We start from the raw sequence: 15,074 nt of genomic DNA, 5'->3' as shown, positions 1-15,074 counted from the left end.
GAGGGGCGCGCTGTCCACACACACAGCCGATGCGGCAACAATGGGGGCCATGAGCGACAGCCCCGCCCCCCTCGCCGACCCGCATCTCGTCTTCGACGCCGTGGAAGGCCGCCGGGATCTCGTCATCCTCGGCTCCACCGGGTCCATCGGCACCCAGGCCATCGACCTGGTGCTGCGCAACCCCGACCGTTTCCGCGTCACCGCGCTCTCCGCGGCGGGCGGCCGGGTCGCCCTCCTCGCCGAGCAGGCGCGCCGACTGAGGGTGCGCACGGTCGCCGTCGCCTCCCCCGAGGCGGTGCCGGCCCTGCGCGAGGCGCTGCGCGAGGAGTACGGAGCGGGTGAGCAGCCGCCCGAGATCCTGGCCGGACCGGACGCAGCCACACAGCTGGCCGGCAGCGACTGCCACACCGTGCTGAACGGGATCACCGGCTCGATCGGTCTCGCCCCCACCCTGGCCGCGCTGAAGGCGGGCCGCACGCTGGCGCTCGCCAACAAGGAGTCGCTGATCGTCGGCGGCCCGCTGGTCAAGGCGCTCGCCGCCCCCGGCCAGATCATCCCGGTCGACTCCGAACACGCCGCGCTCTTCCAGGCGCTCGCGGCCGGCAAGCGTGCCGATGTGCGCAGGCTCGTCGTCACCGCGTCCGGCGGCCCGTTCCGGGGACGTACCAGGAGCGAGCTCGCGGACGTCACCCGGGAGCAGGCCCTCAACCACCCGACCTGGGCGATGGGCCCGGTGATCACGGTCAATTCGGCCACCCTGGTCAACAAGGGGCTCGAGGTCATCGAGGCGCACCTCCTCTACGACATCCCCTTCGACCGGATCGAGGTCGTGGTCCACCCCCAGTCGTACGTGCACTCCATGGTGGAGTTCACCGACGGCTCCACCCTCGCCCAGGCCACCCCGCCCGACATGGGCGGACCGATCGCCATCGGCCTCGGCTGGCCGCAGCGCGTCCCCGACGCGGCGCCCGCCTTCGACTGGACCAAGGCCTCCACCTGGGAGTTCTTCCCGCTCGATACCGAGGCCTTCCCCTCCGTCGGACTCGCGCGGCACGTGGGCACGCTGGGCGGCACCGCTCCGGCGGTGTTCAACGCGGCGAACGAGGAGTGCGTGGACGCGTTCCTGGCCGGCCGGCTCGCGTTCAACGGCATCATGGACACCGTCACGACGGTGGTGTCCGAACACGGAACGCCGCCGGCGGGAACTTCGCTGACGGTCTCCGACGTCCTTGAAGCGGAGGCCTGGGCACGGACCCGGGCCCGGGAACTCTCGGCCAAGGCCACCGCGGAGGCGCGCGCATGAGCATGACCACGATCCTGCTGACGATTCTCGGCATCGCGGTCTTCGCCGTCGGCCTGCTGTTCTCCATCGCGTGGCACGAGCTGGGCCACCTGTCGACCGCGAAGCTCTTCGGTATCCGCGTTCCCCAGTACATGGTCGGTTTCGGCCCGACCGTCTGGTCGCGGAAGAAGGGCGACACGGAGTACGGCATCAAGGCCATCCCGGCCGGCGGCTACATCCGCATGATCGGGATGTTCCCGCCGGGGCCGGACGGGAAGCTGGAGGCACGGTCCACCTCCCCGTGGCGCGGCATGATCGAGGACGCCAGATCCGCCGCCTTCGAGGAGCTCGAGGAGGGCGACGAGAAGCGCCTCTTCTACACGCGCAAGCCGTGGAAGCGCGTCATCGTGATGTTCGCCGGCCCCTTCATGAACCTGATCCTGGCCGTGGCGATCTTCCTCGGCGTGGCCATGACCTTCGGGTTCCAGACGCAGACGACCGAGGTCGCGGGCGTCCAGAAGTGCGTGATCTCCCAGAGCGAGAAGCGGGAGACCTGCGAGAAGTCCGACCCGGTCTCGCCCGCGCAGGCGGCGGGACTGAAGGTCGGCGACAAGATCGTCGCCTTCAACGGCCAGAAGATCGACGAGTGGTCCGTACTCTCCGACAAGATCCGCGACACGATCGGCCCCGCCACCATCACGGTCCGGCGCGACGGGCAGGAGCAGACCCTCCACGCCGTGCTGAAGAAGAACGCCGTGGCGAAGAAGGACTCCGACGGCGAGGTCGTCCCGGACAAGTTCGTCTCCGCCGGCTACCTCGGCTTCGCGGCGAAGACGGAGATCGTCCCGCTCTCCTTCGGTGATTCCGTCGTCCGCATGGGCGACATGATCGAGAACGGCGTCGACTCGATCATCGCCCTGCCGTCCAAGATCCCGGCCCTTTGGGACGCGGCCTTCTCGGACGGCGAGCGCGCGGCCGACTCCCCGGTGGGCGTCGTCGGCGCGGCCAGGATCGGCGGCGAGGTGATGACGCTGGACGTTCCGGCGCAGAACCAGGTCGCGATGATGCTGTTCCTGCTGGCCGGCTTCAACCTCTCGCTGTTCCTCTTCAACATGCTGCCGCTGCTGCCGCTGGACGGCGGTCACATCGCGGGGGCGCTGTGGGAGGCGCTGCGCCGGAACGCGGCACGGATCTTCAAGCGGCCCGACCCCGGCCCGTTCGACGTCGCCAAGCTGATGCCGGTCGCCTACGTGGTCGCCGGGGTGTTCATCTGCTTCACCCTGCTCGTCCTCGTGGCCGACGTCGTCAACCCGGTCAAGATCTCCTGATCGGGCCCTCCGGGGGCCGTAAGTACCCCGAGTGACGGCGGATGCGCACGGTGCGTCCGGAAGCCCATATTTTGCCCGGGCGTCCGGACGCGGTGTGCTTCACGCCGTGCTCGGTGCCGTAACCTCGAAGGCCGGAGCCCGCCGACTTCGGGACCTCGATCCACACCTTGGGGATGCTCAGCGCATGACTGCGATTTCTCTCGGAATGCCCACCGTTCCGACCCAGCTCGCCGTACGGCGGGTCAGCCGCAAGATCCAGGTCGGGTCGGTGGCGGTCGGTGGGGACGCGCCGGTCTCGGTGCAGTCGATGACCACGACGCGCACGTCGGACATCGGTGCGACGCTCCAGCAGATCGCGGAGCTGACGGCCTCCGGCTGCCAGATCGTGCGCGTGGCGTGTCCCACCCAGGACGACGCGGACGCGCTCGCGACGATCGCCTCGAAGTCGCAGATCCCGGTGATCGCGGACATCCACTTCCAGCCGAAGTACGTGTTCGCCGCGATCGACGCGGGCTGCGCGGCGGTGCGGGTGAACCCGGGGAACATCAAGCAGTTCGACGACAAGGTCAAGGAGATCGCGCGCGCGGCGAACGACGCCGGTACGCCGATCCGCATCGGCGTGAACGCGGGTTCGCTGGACGCGCGACTGCTGAAGAAGTACGGCAAGGCGACGCCGGAGGCCCTCGTGGAGTCGGCGCTGTGGGAGGCGTCCCTCTTCGAGGAGCACGGCTTCCGGGACATCAAGATCTCGGTCAAGCACAACGACCCGGTCGTGATGGTCAACGCCTACCGGCAGCTCGCCGCACAGTGCGACTACCCGCTGCACCTCGGCGTCACCGAGGCAGGCCCGGCGTTCCAGGGCACGATCAAGTCGGCCGTCGCCTTCGGCGCCCTGCTGAGCGAGGGCATCGGTGACACGATCCGCGTCTCGCTGTCGGCGCCGCCCGCCGAGGAGGTCAAGGTCGGTCTCCAGATCCTGGAGTCGCTGAACCTGAAGCAGCGCCGGCTGGAGATCGTGTCCTGCCCGTCGTGCGGCCGTGCGCAGGTGGACGTGTACAAGCTGGCGGACCAGGTGAGCGCGGGCCTCGAAGGCATGGAGGTGCCGCTGCGCGTCGCGGTGATGGGATGTGTCGTCAACGGTCCCGGCGAGGCGCGTGAAGCGGACCTGGGCGTGGCCTCGGGCAACGGAAAGGGCCAGATCTTCGTCAAGGGCGAGATCATCAAGACGGTGCCCGAGTCCAAGATCGTCGAGACCCTCATCGAGGAAGCCCTCAAGATCGCCGAGCAGATGGAGAAGGACGGCATCGCCTCCGGCGAGCCCGAGGTCTCGATCAGCTGAGCCATGACATCCACCGGCTGACCCATGACGTCCACGACCGCCCGGTTCAGGACATCCGCGACAGCCCGGTTCAGGACGGCCACGACAGCGCCCCGCCGGAGGAACCCTCTCCGCGGGGCGCTTTCCGTGAGCGAGCTCACCGCCTTCCGCAGAAACGGTTCACGGCCACGAGCGGCGTGCCCCAGCCTCTTTGGGTACAGTGCGGAAATCAGCAGACCGCATGGTGAGGCCCCCTCGTGTTGACGCAGACCACCACCCGGGTCCTCGAACCCAGCGACCTCGGCGCCGCCCTCGCGGTGCTGGAGAGCGAACCCGTGACCAACGCCTTCGTGACGTCCCGGGTCCAGATCGCGGGCCTCGACCCGTGGCGCCTCGGCGGCGAGATGTGGGGCTGGTACGCCGACGGCCACCTGCGCTCGCTCTGCTACTCGGGGGCCAACCTCGTCCCCATCTGCGCCACCCCCGAGGCCGTGCGCGCCTTCGCCGACCGGGCCCGCAGGGCCGGCCGCCGCTGCTCCTCGATCGTCGGCCCGGCCGTGCCCACCACACAGCTGTGGCGGCTCCTCGAACCGGGCTGGGGCCCCGCCCGCGAGGTCCGGGCCAACCAGCCGGTGATGGTCACCGAGAGCCCGTCCGCCGACGTGGCCCCCGACCCGCTGGTCCGCCGCGTCCGCAAGGACGAGATGGACGTACTCATGCCGGCCTGCGTCGCCATGTTCACCGAAGAGGTCGGCATCTCCCCGCTCGCCGGCGACGGCGGACTCCTCTACCAGGCCCGCGTCGCCGAGCTGATCGCCGCCGGCCGCTCTTTTGCCCGGATAGAGGACGGCAAGGTCGTCTTCAAGGCTGAGATCGGCGCCACCACGTCACAGGCCTGCCAGATCCAGGGTGTCTGGGTCGCCCCCGAGTTCCGCGGCCGCGGCCACTCCGAGACCGGCATGGCGGCCGTCCTGCGCTACGCACTGGCGGATGTCGCGCCCATCGTCAGCCTGTACGTGAACGACTACAACACCCCCGCGCGCAAGGCGTACCGCCGCATCGGCTTCCGGGAGACCGGCGCGTTCATGAGCGTGCTGTTCTGATCACGACGCCGCCCGTCAAGGGCCCGTACCCGGCACCCCGCCCCGGACAGTAGGGTCTGCTCATGGCAGCAGCTCCCGGGGGCGGCCCCCACACCACCGGCGTCCGGATCGCACCGATCGATCTCGCCGCACGCGTGGACGACGCGCTCGCCGTGCAGGCCGTCGCCTTCGGGCTCGGGCCCGAAGAGATCGAAGTACGCCGCCACATCGTCCTCAGACACCTCGACCACCCCTGCGCCCGCGCGCTCGGCGCCACGACGCCCGACGGCGCCCTCGTCGGATTCGTCTACGGCATGCCCAACGAACGCGGACACTGGTGGTCCACCGTCGTCGAGCCCTGCCTGCGGGCCACCGGCTCGGCGGACTGGCTCGACGACTCCTTCGTGATCACCGAACTCCACGTCCACCCGGAGTTCCAGAACCGCGGCGTCGGCCGCACCCTCATCACCACCATCACGGACGCCGTCGACCAGCCCCGCTCCATCCTCTCCGCCATCGACACGGAGAGCCCGGCACGCGGCCTGTACCGATCGCTCGGCTACCGGGACCTGGCCCGGCAGGTGCATTTCCCCAGTGCTCCCATGCCGTACGCGGTCATGGGAGCGCCGCTTCCGCTGCTCCGCCGCGGGCACGCCTGAGGGAATCGATTTCCGCCCGCCCGTGCCGCCCGGCTAACCTCGGCCACCTCACCCTTCCGAGCAGGAGTTCATCATGGCCCAGGTCCAGCGCATGTCCCGATTGATGATCAAGACACTGCGCGACGACCCGGCGGACGCCGAGACGCTCAACCACAAGCTCCTCGTCCGCGCCGGATACGTACGCCGCACCGCGGCCGGCATCTGGTCCTGGCTGCCGCTCGGCAAGAAGGTCCTGGAGAGCGTGATCCGCGTCGTCCGCGAGGAGATGGACGCCATCGGCGGCCAGGAGGTCCTGCTCCCCGCGCTCCTCCCCAAGGAGGCGTACGAGGCGAGCGGCCGGTACGACGAGTACGGCGACCTGCTGTTCCGGCTCAAGGACCGCAAGGGCGCCGACTACCTCCTCGGCCCGACGCACGAAGAGGTCTTCACCCAGGTCGTCAAGGACATGTGCTCGTCCTACAAGGACCTGCCCGTGATCCTGTACCAGATCCAGACGAAGTACCGCGACGAGGCCCGCCCCCGTGCCGGTGTGCTGCGCGGCCGCGAGTTCCAGATGAAGGACTCGTACTCCTTCGACACCACCGACGAGGGTCTCGCCGAGGCGTACCAGCTGCACCGCGCCGCCTACATCCGGATCTTCGAGCGGCTCGGCCTGGACCACCGCATCGTCTCCGCCGTCTCCGGCGCCATGGGCGGCTCCGCCTCCGAGGAGTTCCTCGCCCCCGCGCCCGCCGGTGAGGACACCTTCGTCGACTGCCCCCAGTGCGACTACGCCGCCAACACCGAGGCCGTGACCTACAGGGCCACCCCGGTCGACGGCTCGGCGACCGCCGCCGTCGAGGAGCTGGACACCCCCGACACCCCGACCATCGAGACGCTCGCCGCCCACCTCGGCGTCCCTGCCTCCGCCACCCTGAAGAACCTCCTGGTCAAGGTCGACGGCGAGATCGTGGCCGTGGGCGTGCCCGGCGACCGTGAGGTCGACCTCGGCAAGCTCGGCGAGCACCTCGCCCCCGCCGTCGTCGAACTCGTCACCGCCGAGGACTTCGTGGGCCGCCCCGACCTGGTCCGCGGCTACGTCGGCCCCCAGGGACTGGAGAAGGTCCGCTACATCGCCGACCCCCGCATCGCCGCCGGCACCGCCTGGATCACGGGTGCCAACAAGGAGGGCAAGCACGCGAAGAACGTCGTCGCGGGCCGCGACTTCGAGGTCGACGACCACCTCGACGTCGTCGTCGTCGAGGCGGGCGACCCCTGCCCCAACTGTGGCGCCGGCCTCCAGGTCGACCGTGCCATCGAGATCGGTCACATCTTCCAGCTCGGCCGCAAGTACGCCGACATCTTCTCCCTCGACGTGCTCGGCCAGCAGGGCAAGCCCGTCCGCGTCACGATGGGCTCGTACGGCATCGGCGTCTCCCGCGCGGTGGCCGCACTCGCCGAGCAGACCGCCGACGACAAGGGCCTGTGCTGGCCCCGCGAGATCGCCCCGGCCGATGTCCACGTCGTCGCCGCGGGCAAGGCCCTCCAGACGGAGCTCGCCCTCGACGTCTCCGAGAAGCTGAACGCCGCCGGCCTGCGCGTCCTGGTCGACGACCGCCCGGGCATCTCGCCCGGCGTCAAGTTCACCGACTCCGAGCTCATCGGCGTCCCGAAGATCCTGGTCGCCGGCCGCCGCTCGGCCGAGGGCGTCCTGGAGCTCAAGGACCGCCGCACGGGCGAGCGCGAGGAGCTCACGGTCGACGAGGCGGTCGCCCGCCTCACCGATCAGGGCTGACCCACCCCGCCGCATGCCGAAGGGCCCCGCACGGACATCCGTGCGGGGCCCTTCGGCATCCGGGCCGACCCGGAAGGCGTCCGTCCTACAGCCAGCCCGCGAACTCCAGCGTCACTTCGCCCTCCTGGCGTCGACCGGCCGCCAGCGCCCGGGTGCCCGACTCCACCGCACGGAACAGGGTCCAGCCGTGCAGCCGCTCGCGGTCCACGTCCAGCGCGTCCGCGAGCTTCTTGATCCTGCGCCGGGCGGTCATCGCGCCACCGGGCGAGGCGATCAGGTCCTCGACCCGGTCCCGCACCAGCCGCGCCAGGTCGTAGGCCCGCTCGCCGACGACCGGCTCGGGGCCGACCGTCAGCCAGGGCGCGCGTTCGCCGGAAAGCACCTTGCTCTGCCGGAAGTTGCCGTGCAGCAGCAGGGCCTCGGGGGAGTGGGTGACCAGCTCGTCCCGCGCAGTCAGGGCCGCCGACACCAAGGGCTCCAGGGCGGGATCGGCCGCCGCGGATGCCCGCATCGCATCGGTGCGCAGCCCGGTGCGCCCGGCGACCGTCTCGAAGGCGTGCCCGGCGGGCGGATCCACCCAGAGCCGCCGCACCGTCCCGGCCGCCTCCAGCAGCGCCTTCGCCTCCGGGAGCGAGCGCAGCGACACCTCGGGGTGCAGCCGCTCCAGCAGCAGGGCGCCGTCCACAGCCGCGAGCGGCTGCACCGCGCCCCAGCCGTTCCAGTGTGCCAGCGCCGCCCTCTCCAGCTCCGGGTCCGCCCCGGCAGGGGCCAACTTCAGCGCCGCCGGAGTGCCGTCGGCCGCACGTACCAGCAGGACCAGGCTGCTGCGCCCGCCCGGGGCGGCCACCCGTTCGACGGTCAACTCCCGCCCGGTCGCGGCCAGTGCCTGCTCGGTGAGCGCGGGAAGCCGCGCGAGCCATTGCGCGGCGGCCGTATCCCCGTACGACTCGCCGAGCGCTCGCACCAGACGCTGCGGCGGTTCAAAACCCATACGTGCCGTGTTCCCTTTCAGAGCCTTCTTCAGCGCGTCGTGCCGGTAGTGGCCTGCGCGTCGGACCCGGCCTTCGCCCGTGCCCCGGTCGTGTCGTCCTTCTCGCCGGGCCCGTCCGTACGGGACCCGTCCGCGGCCCGCTCGGCGAGCCCGGGAAAGGGTACGCCGCTGCCACGCCAGCGGACCGCGCGCACCGCGGCCTCCCGGAGGGCGTCCGCCGCCGACCGCCGCAAAGCACCCTCGGAGGCCCGTACGAGGTCGGAGTACACATCCGCGACCCGGTCCTCCAGCACGGCGGCCAGACGCACCGCGGAGGCGGCGTCCGGTACCGCGAACGGCAGAGCGTACGCGGGAGCCGCGGCCGCCGGTTCGCCGCCCAGGTCGCGCACCGTCCGTACCAGCGCGTCGCGCCGGGCCCGGTGGGCGTGATGCGCGGCGGTGGCCTCGGCGCGGCGCTCCGCCGCGACCCGGGCGCCCGCGACCCCGTACCCGTACACGGTCGCGTGTTCGGCGGCCAGCGCCGCCTGTGCGGCCTCCAGCGTTCCGTCCTCGCTCATGCCTTCGTCTCCTTGGCCAGTGCGGTCAGCAGATAGGCGTGGGCCGAGGCAGCCGCCGCGACGGACGCGAGCAGGCGGGCGAGCTCCGGCGGAGCCTTCATCAGCGCCTCGGTGTGCGAGGCGGCGGCGCGGCGCTCCGCGGCTGCCAGCTCCCTGACCGCCGCCCGGGCGTCGCCGGTGCCGGGCCGGGTCCGGACGAGGCCGGGTGCGGCGCCGGGGCCCAGGGCCGCGATGTGGGCGCGGACGGCGTCCCGCAGTGGAGTGAGCCCGGGCGCGGTCGCCGGGTGGGCGCGGACCACGGTCTCGTACTGGGCGAAGAGCGAGGTGCTCACGTCGCGGGCCGCCAGCCGCAGCGACGTCTCCGCCCGGCCGGCCGACGAGCCTTCGGCGGCGGTCCGTGCGCCGGTCCGTGCGGAGCCCTTGCGCCCGGCGCTCTCGTCATCGCCTCCGCTGCCGCAGCCGGCCAGCACCGCCCCCATGGCGATCGCTCCCGTCGCGGTCAGCGCTCCCCTGCGCGTCGTCCCCGTGCGCCGCACTTGTTCTCCTTCGGGCCTGGACCTGTCTTGACTGGATCTGTCCGGAAGTGATCACCGTTGGCGAGCGTACCCGCGCGCAGGGGGCCGGCGGACAGCAACACCCCTTGGGACCGGATACCCTTTGACCAGACACGCGACGATCCCCACAACAGCACACGCGGCCGAGGAGTCACCCGGATGAGCACCACCCAGAGCGAGAGGCTGCGCGGGCTGGTCGAACCGCTCGTCAGCGCCGAGCAGCTGGATCTGGAAGAGATCGAAGTGTCCCGGGCCGGCCGTCGCCGGGTGCTGCGGATCATCGTGGACTCCGAGGAGGGCGTGGAGCTCGACGCCTGTGCGGATCTGAGCCGCGCGATCTCCGCCGTGCTCGACGAGAGCGACGCGATGGGCGAGGACGAGTACGTCCTGGAGGTCAGCTCTCCCGGTGCCGACCGTCCGCTGACGGAGCACCGCCACTACGTACGTGCCACGGGCCGTCTGGCCCGGCTGACGCTGAACGAGGGCGGCGAGCTGGTGGCCCGCGTCCTCGCGGTCGACGAGGACGGCCTCGATCTCGAGGTGCCGGGCGTCAAGGGCCGCAAGCCCACGTCCCGCCGGATCGCCTTCGACGAGATCGCCAAGGCGCGCGTGGAGCTGGAATTCAACCGCAAGGACAAGAAGGAAGAGGAGGCGTAGCCGTGGACATCGATGTGAAGCTTCTGAAGGGCTTGGCGCAGGACAAGGAGATCCCGTTCGACGTGCTCGTCGAGGCGATCGAATCGGCCCTCCTCATCGCGTACCACCGCACGGACGGCAGCCACCGCAGGGCGCGTGTGGAGCTGGACGAGCGCGGCCACGTGACCGTGTGGGCCAAGGAGGACCCGGCCGACCTCGAGGAGGGGCAGGAGCCCAAGGAGTTCGACGACACCCCGTCGGGCTTCGGCCGGATCGCCGCGACCACCGCCAAGCAGGTCATCCTGCAGCGGCTGCGTGACGCGGAGGACGACCGGACCTTCGGCGAGTACGCGGGCCACGAGGGCGATGTCGTCACCGGCGTCGTCCAGCAGGGCAAGGACCCGAAGAACGTCCTGGTCGACATCGGCAAGCTGGAAGCCATCCTGCCGGTGCAGGAGCAGGTCCCGGGCGAGGAGTACACCCACGGCCTGCGGCTGCGCACCTACGTCGTACGCGTCGCCAAGGGCGTCCGCGGCCCGTCCGTGACCCTGTCGCGGACCCACCCCAACCTTGTGAAGAAGCTCTTCGCGCTGGAGGTCCCGGAGATCGCCGACGGTTCGGTCGAGATCTGCGCCATCGCCCGCGAGGCCGGCCACCGTTCCAAGATCGCCGTGCGCTCCACCCGCTCGGGCCTGAACGCCAAGGGCGCCTGCATCGGTCCGATGGGTGGACGTGTGCGCAATGTCATGGCCGAGCTGCACGGCGAGAAGATCGACATCGTGGACTGGTCGGACGACCCGGCCGAGATGGTCGCCAACGCGCTGTCGCCCGCACGGGTGAGCGAGGTCGAGGTCGTTGACCTCGGCGCGCGTTCCGCCCGGGTCACCGTGCCGGACTACCAGCTGTCGCTGGCGATCGGCAAGGAGGGGCAGAACGCCCGTCTGGCCGCCCGTCTGACGGGCTGGCGCATCGACATCCGCCCGGACACCGAGACCGACGCCGAGCGCGACGTCGCGGACCGTGAGCGGGCCGAGCGGGCCCGGGAGCGCTCCGAGCGGCGCTGACCGGACGACGATCCCGATGGTCCGGTCGGGCTCTGCCCGGGCCGGGCCGGCGGGGCGACAAGGAATAGATCTCGTCGACACGCCGCTGAGATCACGACAACATCCGTTCGATTCTTGCCCCAAAGGGGTGAGGTCGGTGCGGGGAGGTAGACTTAAACGTGTCTGGCCGGACGCATGCTCGCGCTTGCCCCGAACGAACCTGTGTGGGATGCCGGGAGCGAGCGGCCAAGAGCGAGTTGCTGCGCATCGTGGTGGACGGGGATGCATGCGTCCCCGATCCTCGCGGTACGCTGCCCGGCCGGGGTGCATACGTTCACCCCGTCTCCGTCTGTCTGGACCTGGCGGTTCGCCGCCGGGCCTTCCCCCGGGCCTTCAAGGCCAAGGGGCCGTTCGACCCCGCTGCGGTGCAGCGGTTCGTCGAGCGGGCGACACCGTAAGAAATTGAACGGCACGGGTCCCCGTGCGGTCAGGTACCTCGCGAGTTGGAAGTAGGTCGAGATTGCGATGAGCACTCGATGAGTACGCGATGAGTACGCCCATGAAGTAGCGACGGTCCGGCGGTAACCCGGACCTAAAAGGAGCGAAGTGGCTAAGGTCCGGGTATACGAACTCGCCAAGGAGTTCGGGGTTGAGAGCAAGGTCGTCATGGCCAAGCTCCAAGAACTCGGTGAATTCGTACGTTCGGCGTCCTCGACGATCGAGGCGCCGGTTGTACGCAAGTTGACTGACGCACTGCAGGGGCCCGGCGGCAACGCCGGCAAGTCCGCTGCGAAGCCGGGCGCGCCCCGTAAGGCCGCCCCCGTGAAGCCCGCAGCGCCCTCCCCGGCCGCTGCGGCACGTCCTGCTGCCCCGAAGCCCGGCGCACCGGCCCCCAAGCCGGCCGCCGCCGAGGCCCCGAGCAGCACCCCCGCCGCACCTTCCGCGCCGTCCGCGGGCCCGCGTCCGGGCCCCAAGCCGGCGCCCAAGGCCGCCCCGGTCACCCCGGTGCCCGCAGCCGAGTTCTCGGCTCCGGAACCGGCCCAGCCGGCAGCGCCGCAGCAGCAGCAGGCCCCGCGTCCCGCGGGTGCCACCCCGGGCCCCCGTCCCGCCGCTTCCCGTCCGGCTCCGGCCGGCGGCCAGCGCGACGGTGGCCGTGAGGGTGGTCAGCGTGACGGCGGCCGCGGTGGAGAGCGTGGCGCCGAGCGCCCCGCACGCCCCGCGGGTCAGGGCGCCCCGCGCCCCGGCGGTGCCCGTCCGGCCGGTCCCCGTCCGGGCAACAACCCCTTCACCTCCGGTGGCTCGACGGGCATGGCCCGTCCGCAGTCGCCCCGTCCCGGCGGCGCCCCGCGTCCCGGTGGCGGCTCGGAGCGCCCCGGCGCCCCGCGTCCGCAGGGCGGCCCCGGCGGCGCCCCGCGTCCGCAGGGTCAGGGCCAGGGCGGCGCACGTCCGTCTCCCGGCGGCATGCCGCGCCCGCAGTCCCCTCGTCCCGGCGGCGCCCCCGGCGCCGGCGGTAACCGTCCGAACCCGGGCATGATGCCGCAGCGTCCCGCTGCCGGCCCGCGTCCCGGTGGTGGCCCCGGCGGTGGCCGTGGTCCCGGTGGCGGCGGCGGTCGTCCCGGCGGCGGTGGCGGTGCAGGCCGTCCCGGTGGCGGCGGCGGCTTCGCAGGCCGTCCGGCCGGTCCCGGTGGCGGCGGCGGCGGTTTCGCCGGTCGTCCCGGTGGCGGCGGTGGCGCTCCCGGTCGTCCGGGTGGCGGCGGCGGCTTCGGCGGTCGTCCCGGCTTCGGCGGGCGTCCCGGTGGTCCCGGTGGCCGTGGTGGCACGCAGGGCGCCTTCGGCCGTCCCGGCGGTCCCGCGCGTCGTGGTCGCAAGTCGAAGCGGCAGAGGCGCCAGGAGTACGAGTCGATGCAGGCCCCGTCGGTGGGCGGCGTCATGCTGCCCCGCGGCAACGGGCAGGCTGTCCGGCTGTCCCGCGGTGCTTCCCTCACCGACTTCGCCGAGAAGATCAACGCCAACCCGGCGTCGCTCGTCGGCGTGATGATGAACCTCGGCGAGATGGTCACCGCGACGCAGTCCGTCCCCGACGAGACGCTGAAGATGCTCGCGGACGAGATGAACTTCGTCCTGGAGATCGTCAGCCCCGAGGAGGAGGACCGCGAGCTGCTCGAGTCCTTCGACATCGAGTTCGGCGAGGACGAGGGCGGCGAAGAGGCCCTGGTCTCCCGTCCGCCGGTCGTGACCGTCATGGGTCACGTCGACCACGGTAAGACCCGACTGCTGGACGCGATCCGCAAGACGAACGTCATCGCGGGCGAGGCCGGCGGTATCACGCAGCACATCGGTGCGTACCAGGTCGGCGCCGAGGTCAATGGCGAGGACCGCAGGATCACCTTCATCGACACCCCGGGTCACGAGGCGTTCACCGCCATGCGTGCACGTGGTGCGAAGTCCACCGACATCGCGATCCTCGTGGTGGCGGCGAACGACGGTGTGATGCCCCAGACGATCGAGGCGCTGAACCACGCCAAGGCGGCCGACGTGCCGATCGTGGTCGCGGTCAACAAGATCGACGTCGAGGGTGCCGACCCGGTCAAGGTGCGCGGTCAGCTCACCGAGTTCGGTCTGGTGGCCGAGGAGTACGGCGGCGACACGATGTTCGTCGACATCTCCGCCAAGCAGGGCCTCAACATCGAGGCTCTTCTGGAGGCCGTCGTCCTCACCGCCGACGCCTCGCTCGACCTGCGGGCCAACCCGGAGCAGGACGCTCAGGGTATTGCGATCGAGTCCCACCTCGACCGTGGTCGCGGTGCCGTCTCGACTGTCCTGGTCCAGCGCGGCACGCTGCGTATCGGCGACACGGTCGTCGTCGGCGACGCTTACGGCCGAGTCCGCGCGATGCTCGACGACAAGGGCGAGAACGTCGAGGAAGCGGGTCCCTCGACCCCCGTCCTCGTGCTGGGTCTCACCAACGTCCCGGGTGCCGGCGACAACTTCCTGGTCGTCGACGAGGACCGTACGGCCCGTCAGATCGCCGAGAAGCGTGCCGCTCGTGAGCGCAACGCCAACTTCGCCCGCAAGGGTGTCCGGTTCTCCCTGGAGAACCTGGACGAGGCGCTCAAGGCCGGTCTGGTCCAGGAGCTCAACCTCATCATCAAGGGCGACGCGTCCGGTTCGGTGGAGGCTCTCGAGTCCTCGCTGCTCCAGCTCGACGTCGGTGAAGAGGTCGACATCCGGGTCCTGCACCGCGGTGTGGGTGCGGTCACTGAGTCGGACATCAACCTGGCGACCGGCTCCGACGCCATCGTGATCGGCTTCAACGTGCGCGCCGCAGGGCGTGCCGCGCAGATGGCCGACCGCGAAGGCGTGGACGTCCGGTACTACTCGGTCATCTACCAGGCGATCGAAGAGATCGAAGCGGCCCTCAAGGGCATGCTCAAGCCGGAGTACGAAGAGGTCGAGCTCGGTACGGCGGAGATCCGCGAGATCTTCCGCTCGTCCAAGCTGGGCAACATCGCCGGTGTGCTGGTCCGGTCCGGCGAGGTCAAGCGCAACACCAAGGCGCGCCTGCTGCGCGATGGCAAGGTCATCGCGGAGAACCTCAACATCTCCGGTCTGCGCCGCTTCAAGGACGACGTCACCGAGATCCGCGAAGGCTTCGAGGGCGGTATCAACCTCGGGAACTTCAACGACATCAAGATCGACGACGTCATCGCGACGTACGAGATGCGCGAGAAGCCGCGAGGCTGACCCGTACCTCAACAGTCGGGGCCGGTCGACGGGACGTATATCCGTCGATCGGCCCCGGCCGTTCCGTGTACGGTTCTTGTGTCCCTGCCAATCAACGGCGGGGCGC

General features: G+C 71.1%; 13 protein-coding genes. 10 read left to right on the top strand and 3 right to left on the bottom strand.

Features of this window, described 5'->3' with window-relative positions:
- Window positions 1-49 precede the first annotated feature (49 nt).
- The 6 genes from dxr (at window position 50) to ACFYPA_RS07640 (ending at window position 7,443) form a co-directional block, all read left to right on the top strand.
- A complete protein-coding gene (dxr, locus tag ACFYPA_RS07665; RefSeq protein WP_359077693.1) occupies window positions 50-1,303 on the top strand; it encodes a 1-deoxy-D-xylulose-5-phosphate reductoisomerase in 1,254 nt (417 codons plus the stop codon).
- Window positions 1,300-2,610, top strand: coding sequence for a site-2 protease family protein (locus ACFYPA_RS07660; protein ID WP_359317101.1), 1,311 nt, complete (start codon window positions 1,300-1,302; stop codon window positions 2,608-2,610). Before dxr ends, ACFYPA_RS07660 begins: the two co-directional genes overlap by 4 nt.
- A gap of 184 nt (window positions 2,611-2,794) precedes the next feature.
- Window positions 2,795-3,949 carry a flavodoxin-dependent (E)-4-hydroxy-3-methylbut-2-enyl-diphosphate synthase gene (gene ispG, locus ACFYPA_RS07655; RefSeq protein WP_219571918.1) on the top strand — a complete coding sequence of 385 codons (1,155 nt, stop codon included), beginning with the start codon at window positions 2,795-2,797 and terminating at the stop codon, window positions 3,947-3,949.
- Between the two features lie 239 nt (window positions 3,950-4,188).
- On the top strand, window positions 4,189-5,031 hold the full coding sequence (locus ACFYPA_RS07650; RefSeq protein ID WP_359077835.1) for a GNAT family N-acetyltransferase: 843 nt from the start codon (window positions 4,189-4,191) through the stop codon (window positions 5,029-5,031).
- 62 nt (window positions 5,032-5,093) lie between these two features.
- Window positions 5,094-5,669 carry a GNAT family N-acetyltransferase gene (locus ACFYPA_RS07645; protein ID WP_359317099.1) on the top strand — a complete coding sequence of 192 codons (576 nt, stop codon included), beginning with the start codon at window positions 5,094-5,096 and terminating at the stop codon, window positions 5,667-5,669.
- A gap of 73 nt (window positions 5,670-5,742) precedes the next feature.
- Complete coding sequence (locus ACFYPA_RS07640; RefSeq protein WP_359317097.1) at window positions 5,743-7,443, top strand: proline--tRNA ligase; 1,701 nt, start codon at window positions 5,743-5,745, stop codon at window positions 7,441-7,443.
- A gap of 85 nt (window positions 7,444-7,528) precedes the next feature.
- Here the strand turns inward: ACFYPA_RS07640 and ACFYPA_RS07635 are convergent, their stop codons facing one another.
- Genes ACFYPA_RS07635 through ACFYPA_RS07625 form a run of 3 tightly spaced genes read right to left on the bottom strand, consistent with a single transcriptional unit; the run spans window position 7,529 to window position 9,527 of the window.
- On the bottom strand, window positions 7,529-8,434 hold the full coding sequence (locus tag ACFYPA_RS07635) for an aminoglycoside phosphotransferase family protein (protein ID WP_359077701.1): 906 nt from the start codon (window positions 8,432-8,434) through the stop codon (window positions 7,529-7,531).
- A gap of 29 nt (window positions 8,435-8,463) precedes the next feature.
- Complete coding sequence (locus ACFYPA_RS07630) at window positions 8,464-8,991, bottom strand: ferritin-like domain-containing protein (RefSeq protein WP_359077703.1); 528 nt, start codon at window positions 8,989-8,991, stop codon at window positions 8,464-8,466.
- Window positions 8,988-9,527 carry a hypothetical protein gene (locus ACFYPA_RS07625; protein WP_359317094.1) on the bottom strand — a complete coding sequence of 180 codons (540 nt, stop codon included), beginning with the start codon at window positions 9,525-9,527 and terminating at the stop codon, window positions 8,988-8,990. The genes ACFYPA_RS07630 and ACFYPA_RS07625 overlap by 4 nt, the downstream gene beginning before the upstream one ends.
- A gap of 177 nt (window positions 9,528-9,704) precedes the next feature.
- Here ACFYPA_RS07625 and rimP point away from each other — a divergent pair, with 177 nt between their 5' ends.
- The 4 genes from rimP (at window position 9,705) to infB (ending at window position 14,968) form a co-directional block, all read left to right on the top strand.
- On the top strand, window positions 9,705-10,202 hold the full coding sequence (rimP, locus tag ACFYPA_RS07620) for a ribosome maturation factor RimP (RefSeq protein WP_359077707.1): 498 nt from the start codon (window positions 9,705-9,707) through the stop codon (window positions 10,200-10,202).
- A 2-nt stretch (window positions 10,203-10,204) separates the two neighbouring features.
- The gene (gene nusA, locus ACFYPA_RS07615) at window positions 10,205-11,245 is read left to right on the top strand and encodes a transcription termination factor NusA (RefSeq protein ID WP_219571906.1); all 1,041 of its coding nucleotides are present in this window, start codon (window positions 10,205-10,207) and stop codon (window positions 11,243-11,245) included.
- 158 nt (window positions 11,246-11,403) lie between these two features.
- Window positions 11,404-11,682 carry a YlxR family protein gene (locus tag ACFYPA_RS07610; RefSeq protein ID WP_359077709.1) on the top strand — a complete coding sequence of 93 codons (279 nt, stop codon included), beginning with the start codon at window positions 11,404-11,406 and terminating at the stop codon, window positions 11,680-11,682.
- Window positions 11,683-11,830: 148 nt separating this feature from the next.
- On the top strand, window positions 11,831-14,968 hold the full coding sequence (gene infB, locus ACFYPA_RS07605) for a translation initiation factor IF-2 (RefSeq protein ID WP_389130478.1): 3,138 nt from the start codon (window positions 11,831-11,833) through the stop codon (window positions 14,966-14,968).
- Window positions 14,969-15,074 lie beyond the last annotated feature (106 nt).

It is taken from the genome of Streptomyces sp. NPDC005775 (assembly GCF_042871565.1).
In the GTDB taxonomy this organism is placed as follows: Bacteria; Actinomycetota; Actinomycetes; order Streptomycetales; family Streptomycetaceae; genus Streptomyces.
The sequence above is the reverse complement of the archived record's forward strand: the minus strand, read 5'-3'. Positions and strand labels throughout refer to the sequence as shown.

Coding starts and splice junctions, on each gene's coding strand:
- dxr (WP_359077693.1), top strand. CDS start 50: ATGAGCGACAGCCCCGCCCCCCTCGCCGACCCGCATCTCGTCTTCGAC.
- ACFYPA_RS07630 (WP_359077703.1), bottom strand. CDS start 8,991: ATGAGCGAGGACGGAACGCTGGAGGCCGCACAGGCGGCGCTGGCCGCC.
- ACFYPA_RS07645 (WP_359317099.1), top strand. CDS start 5,094: ATGGCAGCAGCTCCCGGGGGCGGCCCCCACACCACCGGCGTCCGGATC.
- ACFYPA_RS07640 (WP_359317097.1), top strand. CDS start 5,743: ATGGCCCAGGTCCAGCGCATGTCCCGATTGATGATCAAGACACTGCGC.
- ispG (WP_219571918.1), top strand. CDS start 2,795: ATGACTGCGATTTCTCTCGGAATGCCCACCGTTCCGACCCAGCTCGCC.
- ACFYPA_RS07660 (WP_359317101.1), top strand. CDS start 1,300: ATGAGCATGACCACGATCCTGCTGACGATTCTCGGCATCGCGGTCTTC.
- ACFYPA_RS07635 (WP_359077701.1), bottom strand. CDS start 8,434: ATGGGTTTTGAACCGCCGCAGCGTCTGGTGCGAGCGCTCGGCGAGTCG.
- rimP (WP_359077707.1), top strand. CDS start 9,705: ATGAGCACCACCCAGAGCGAGAGGCTGCGCGGGCTGGTCGAACCGCTC.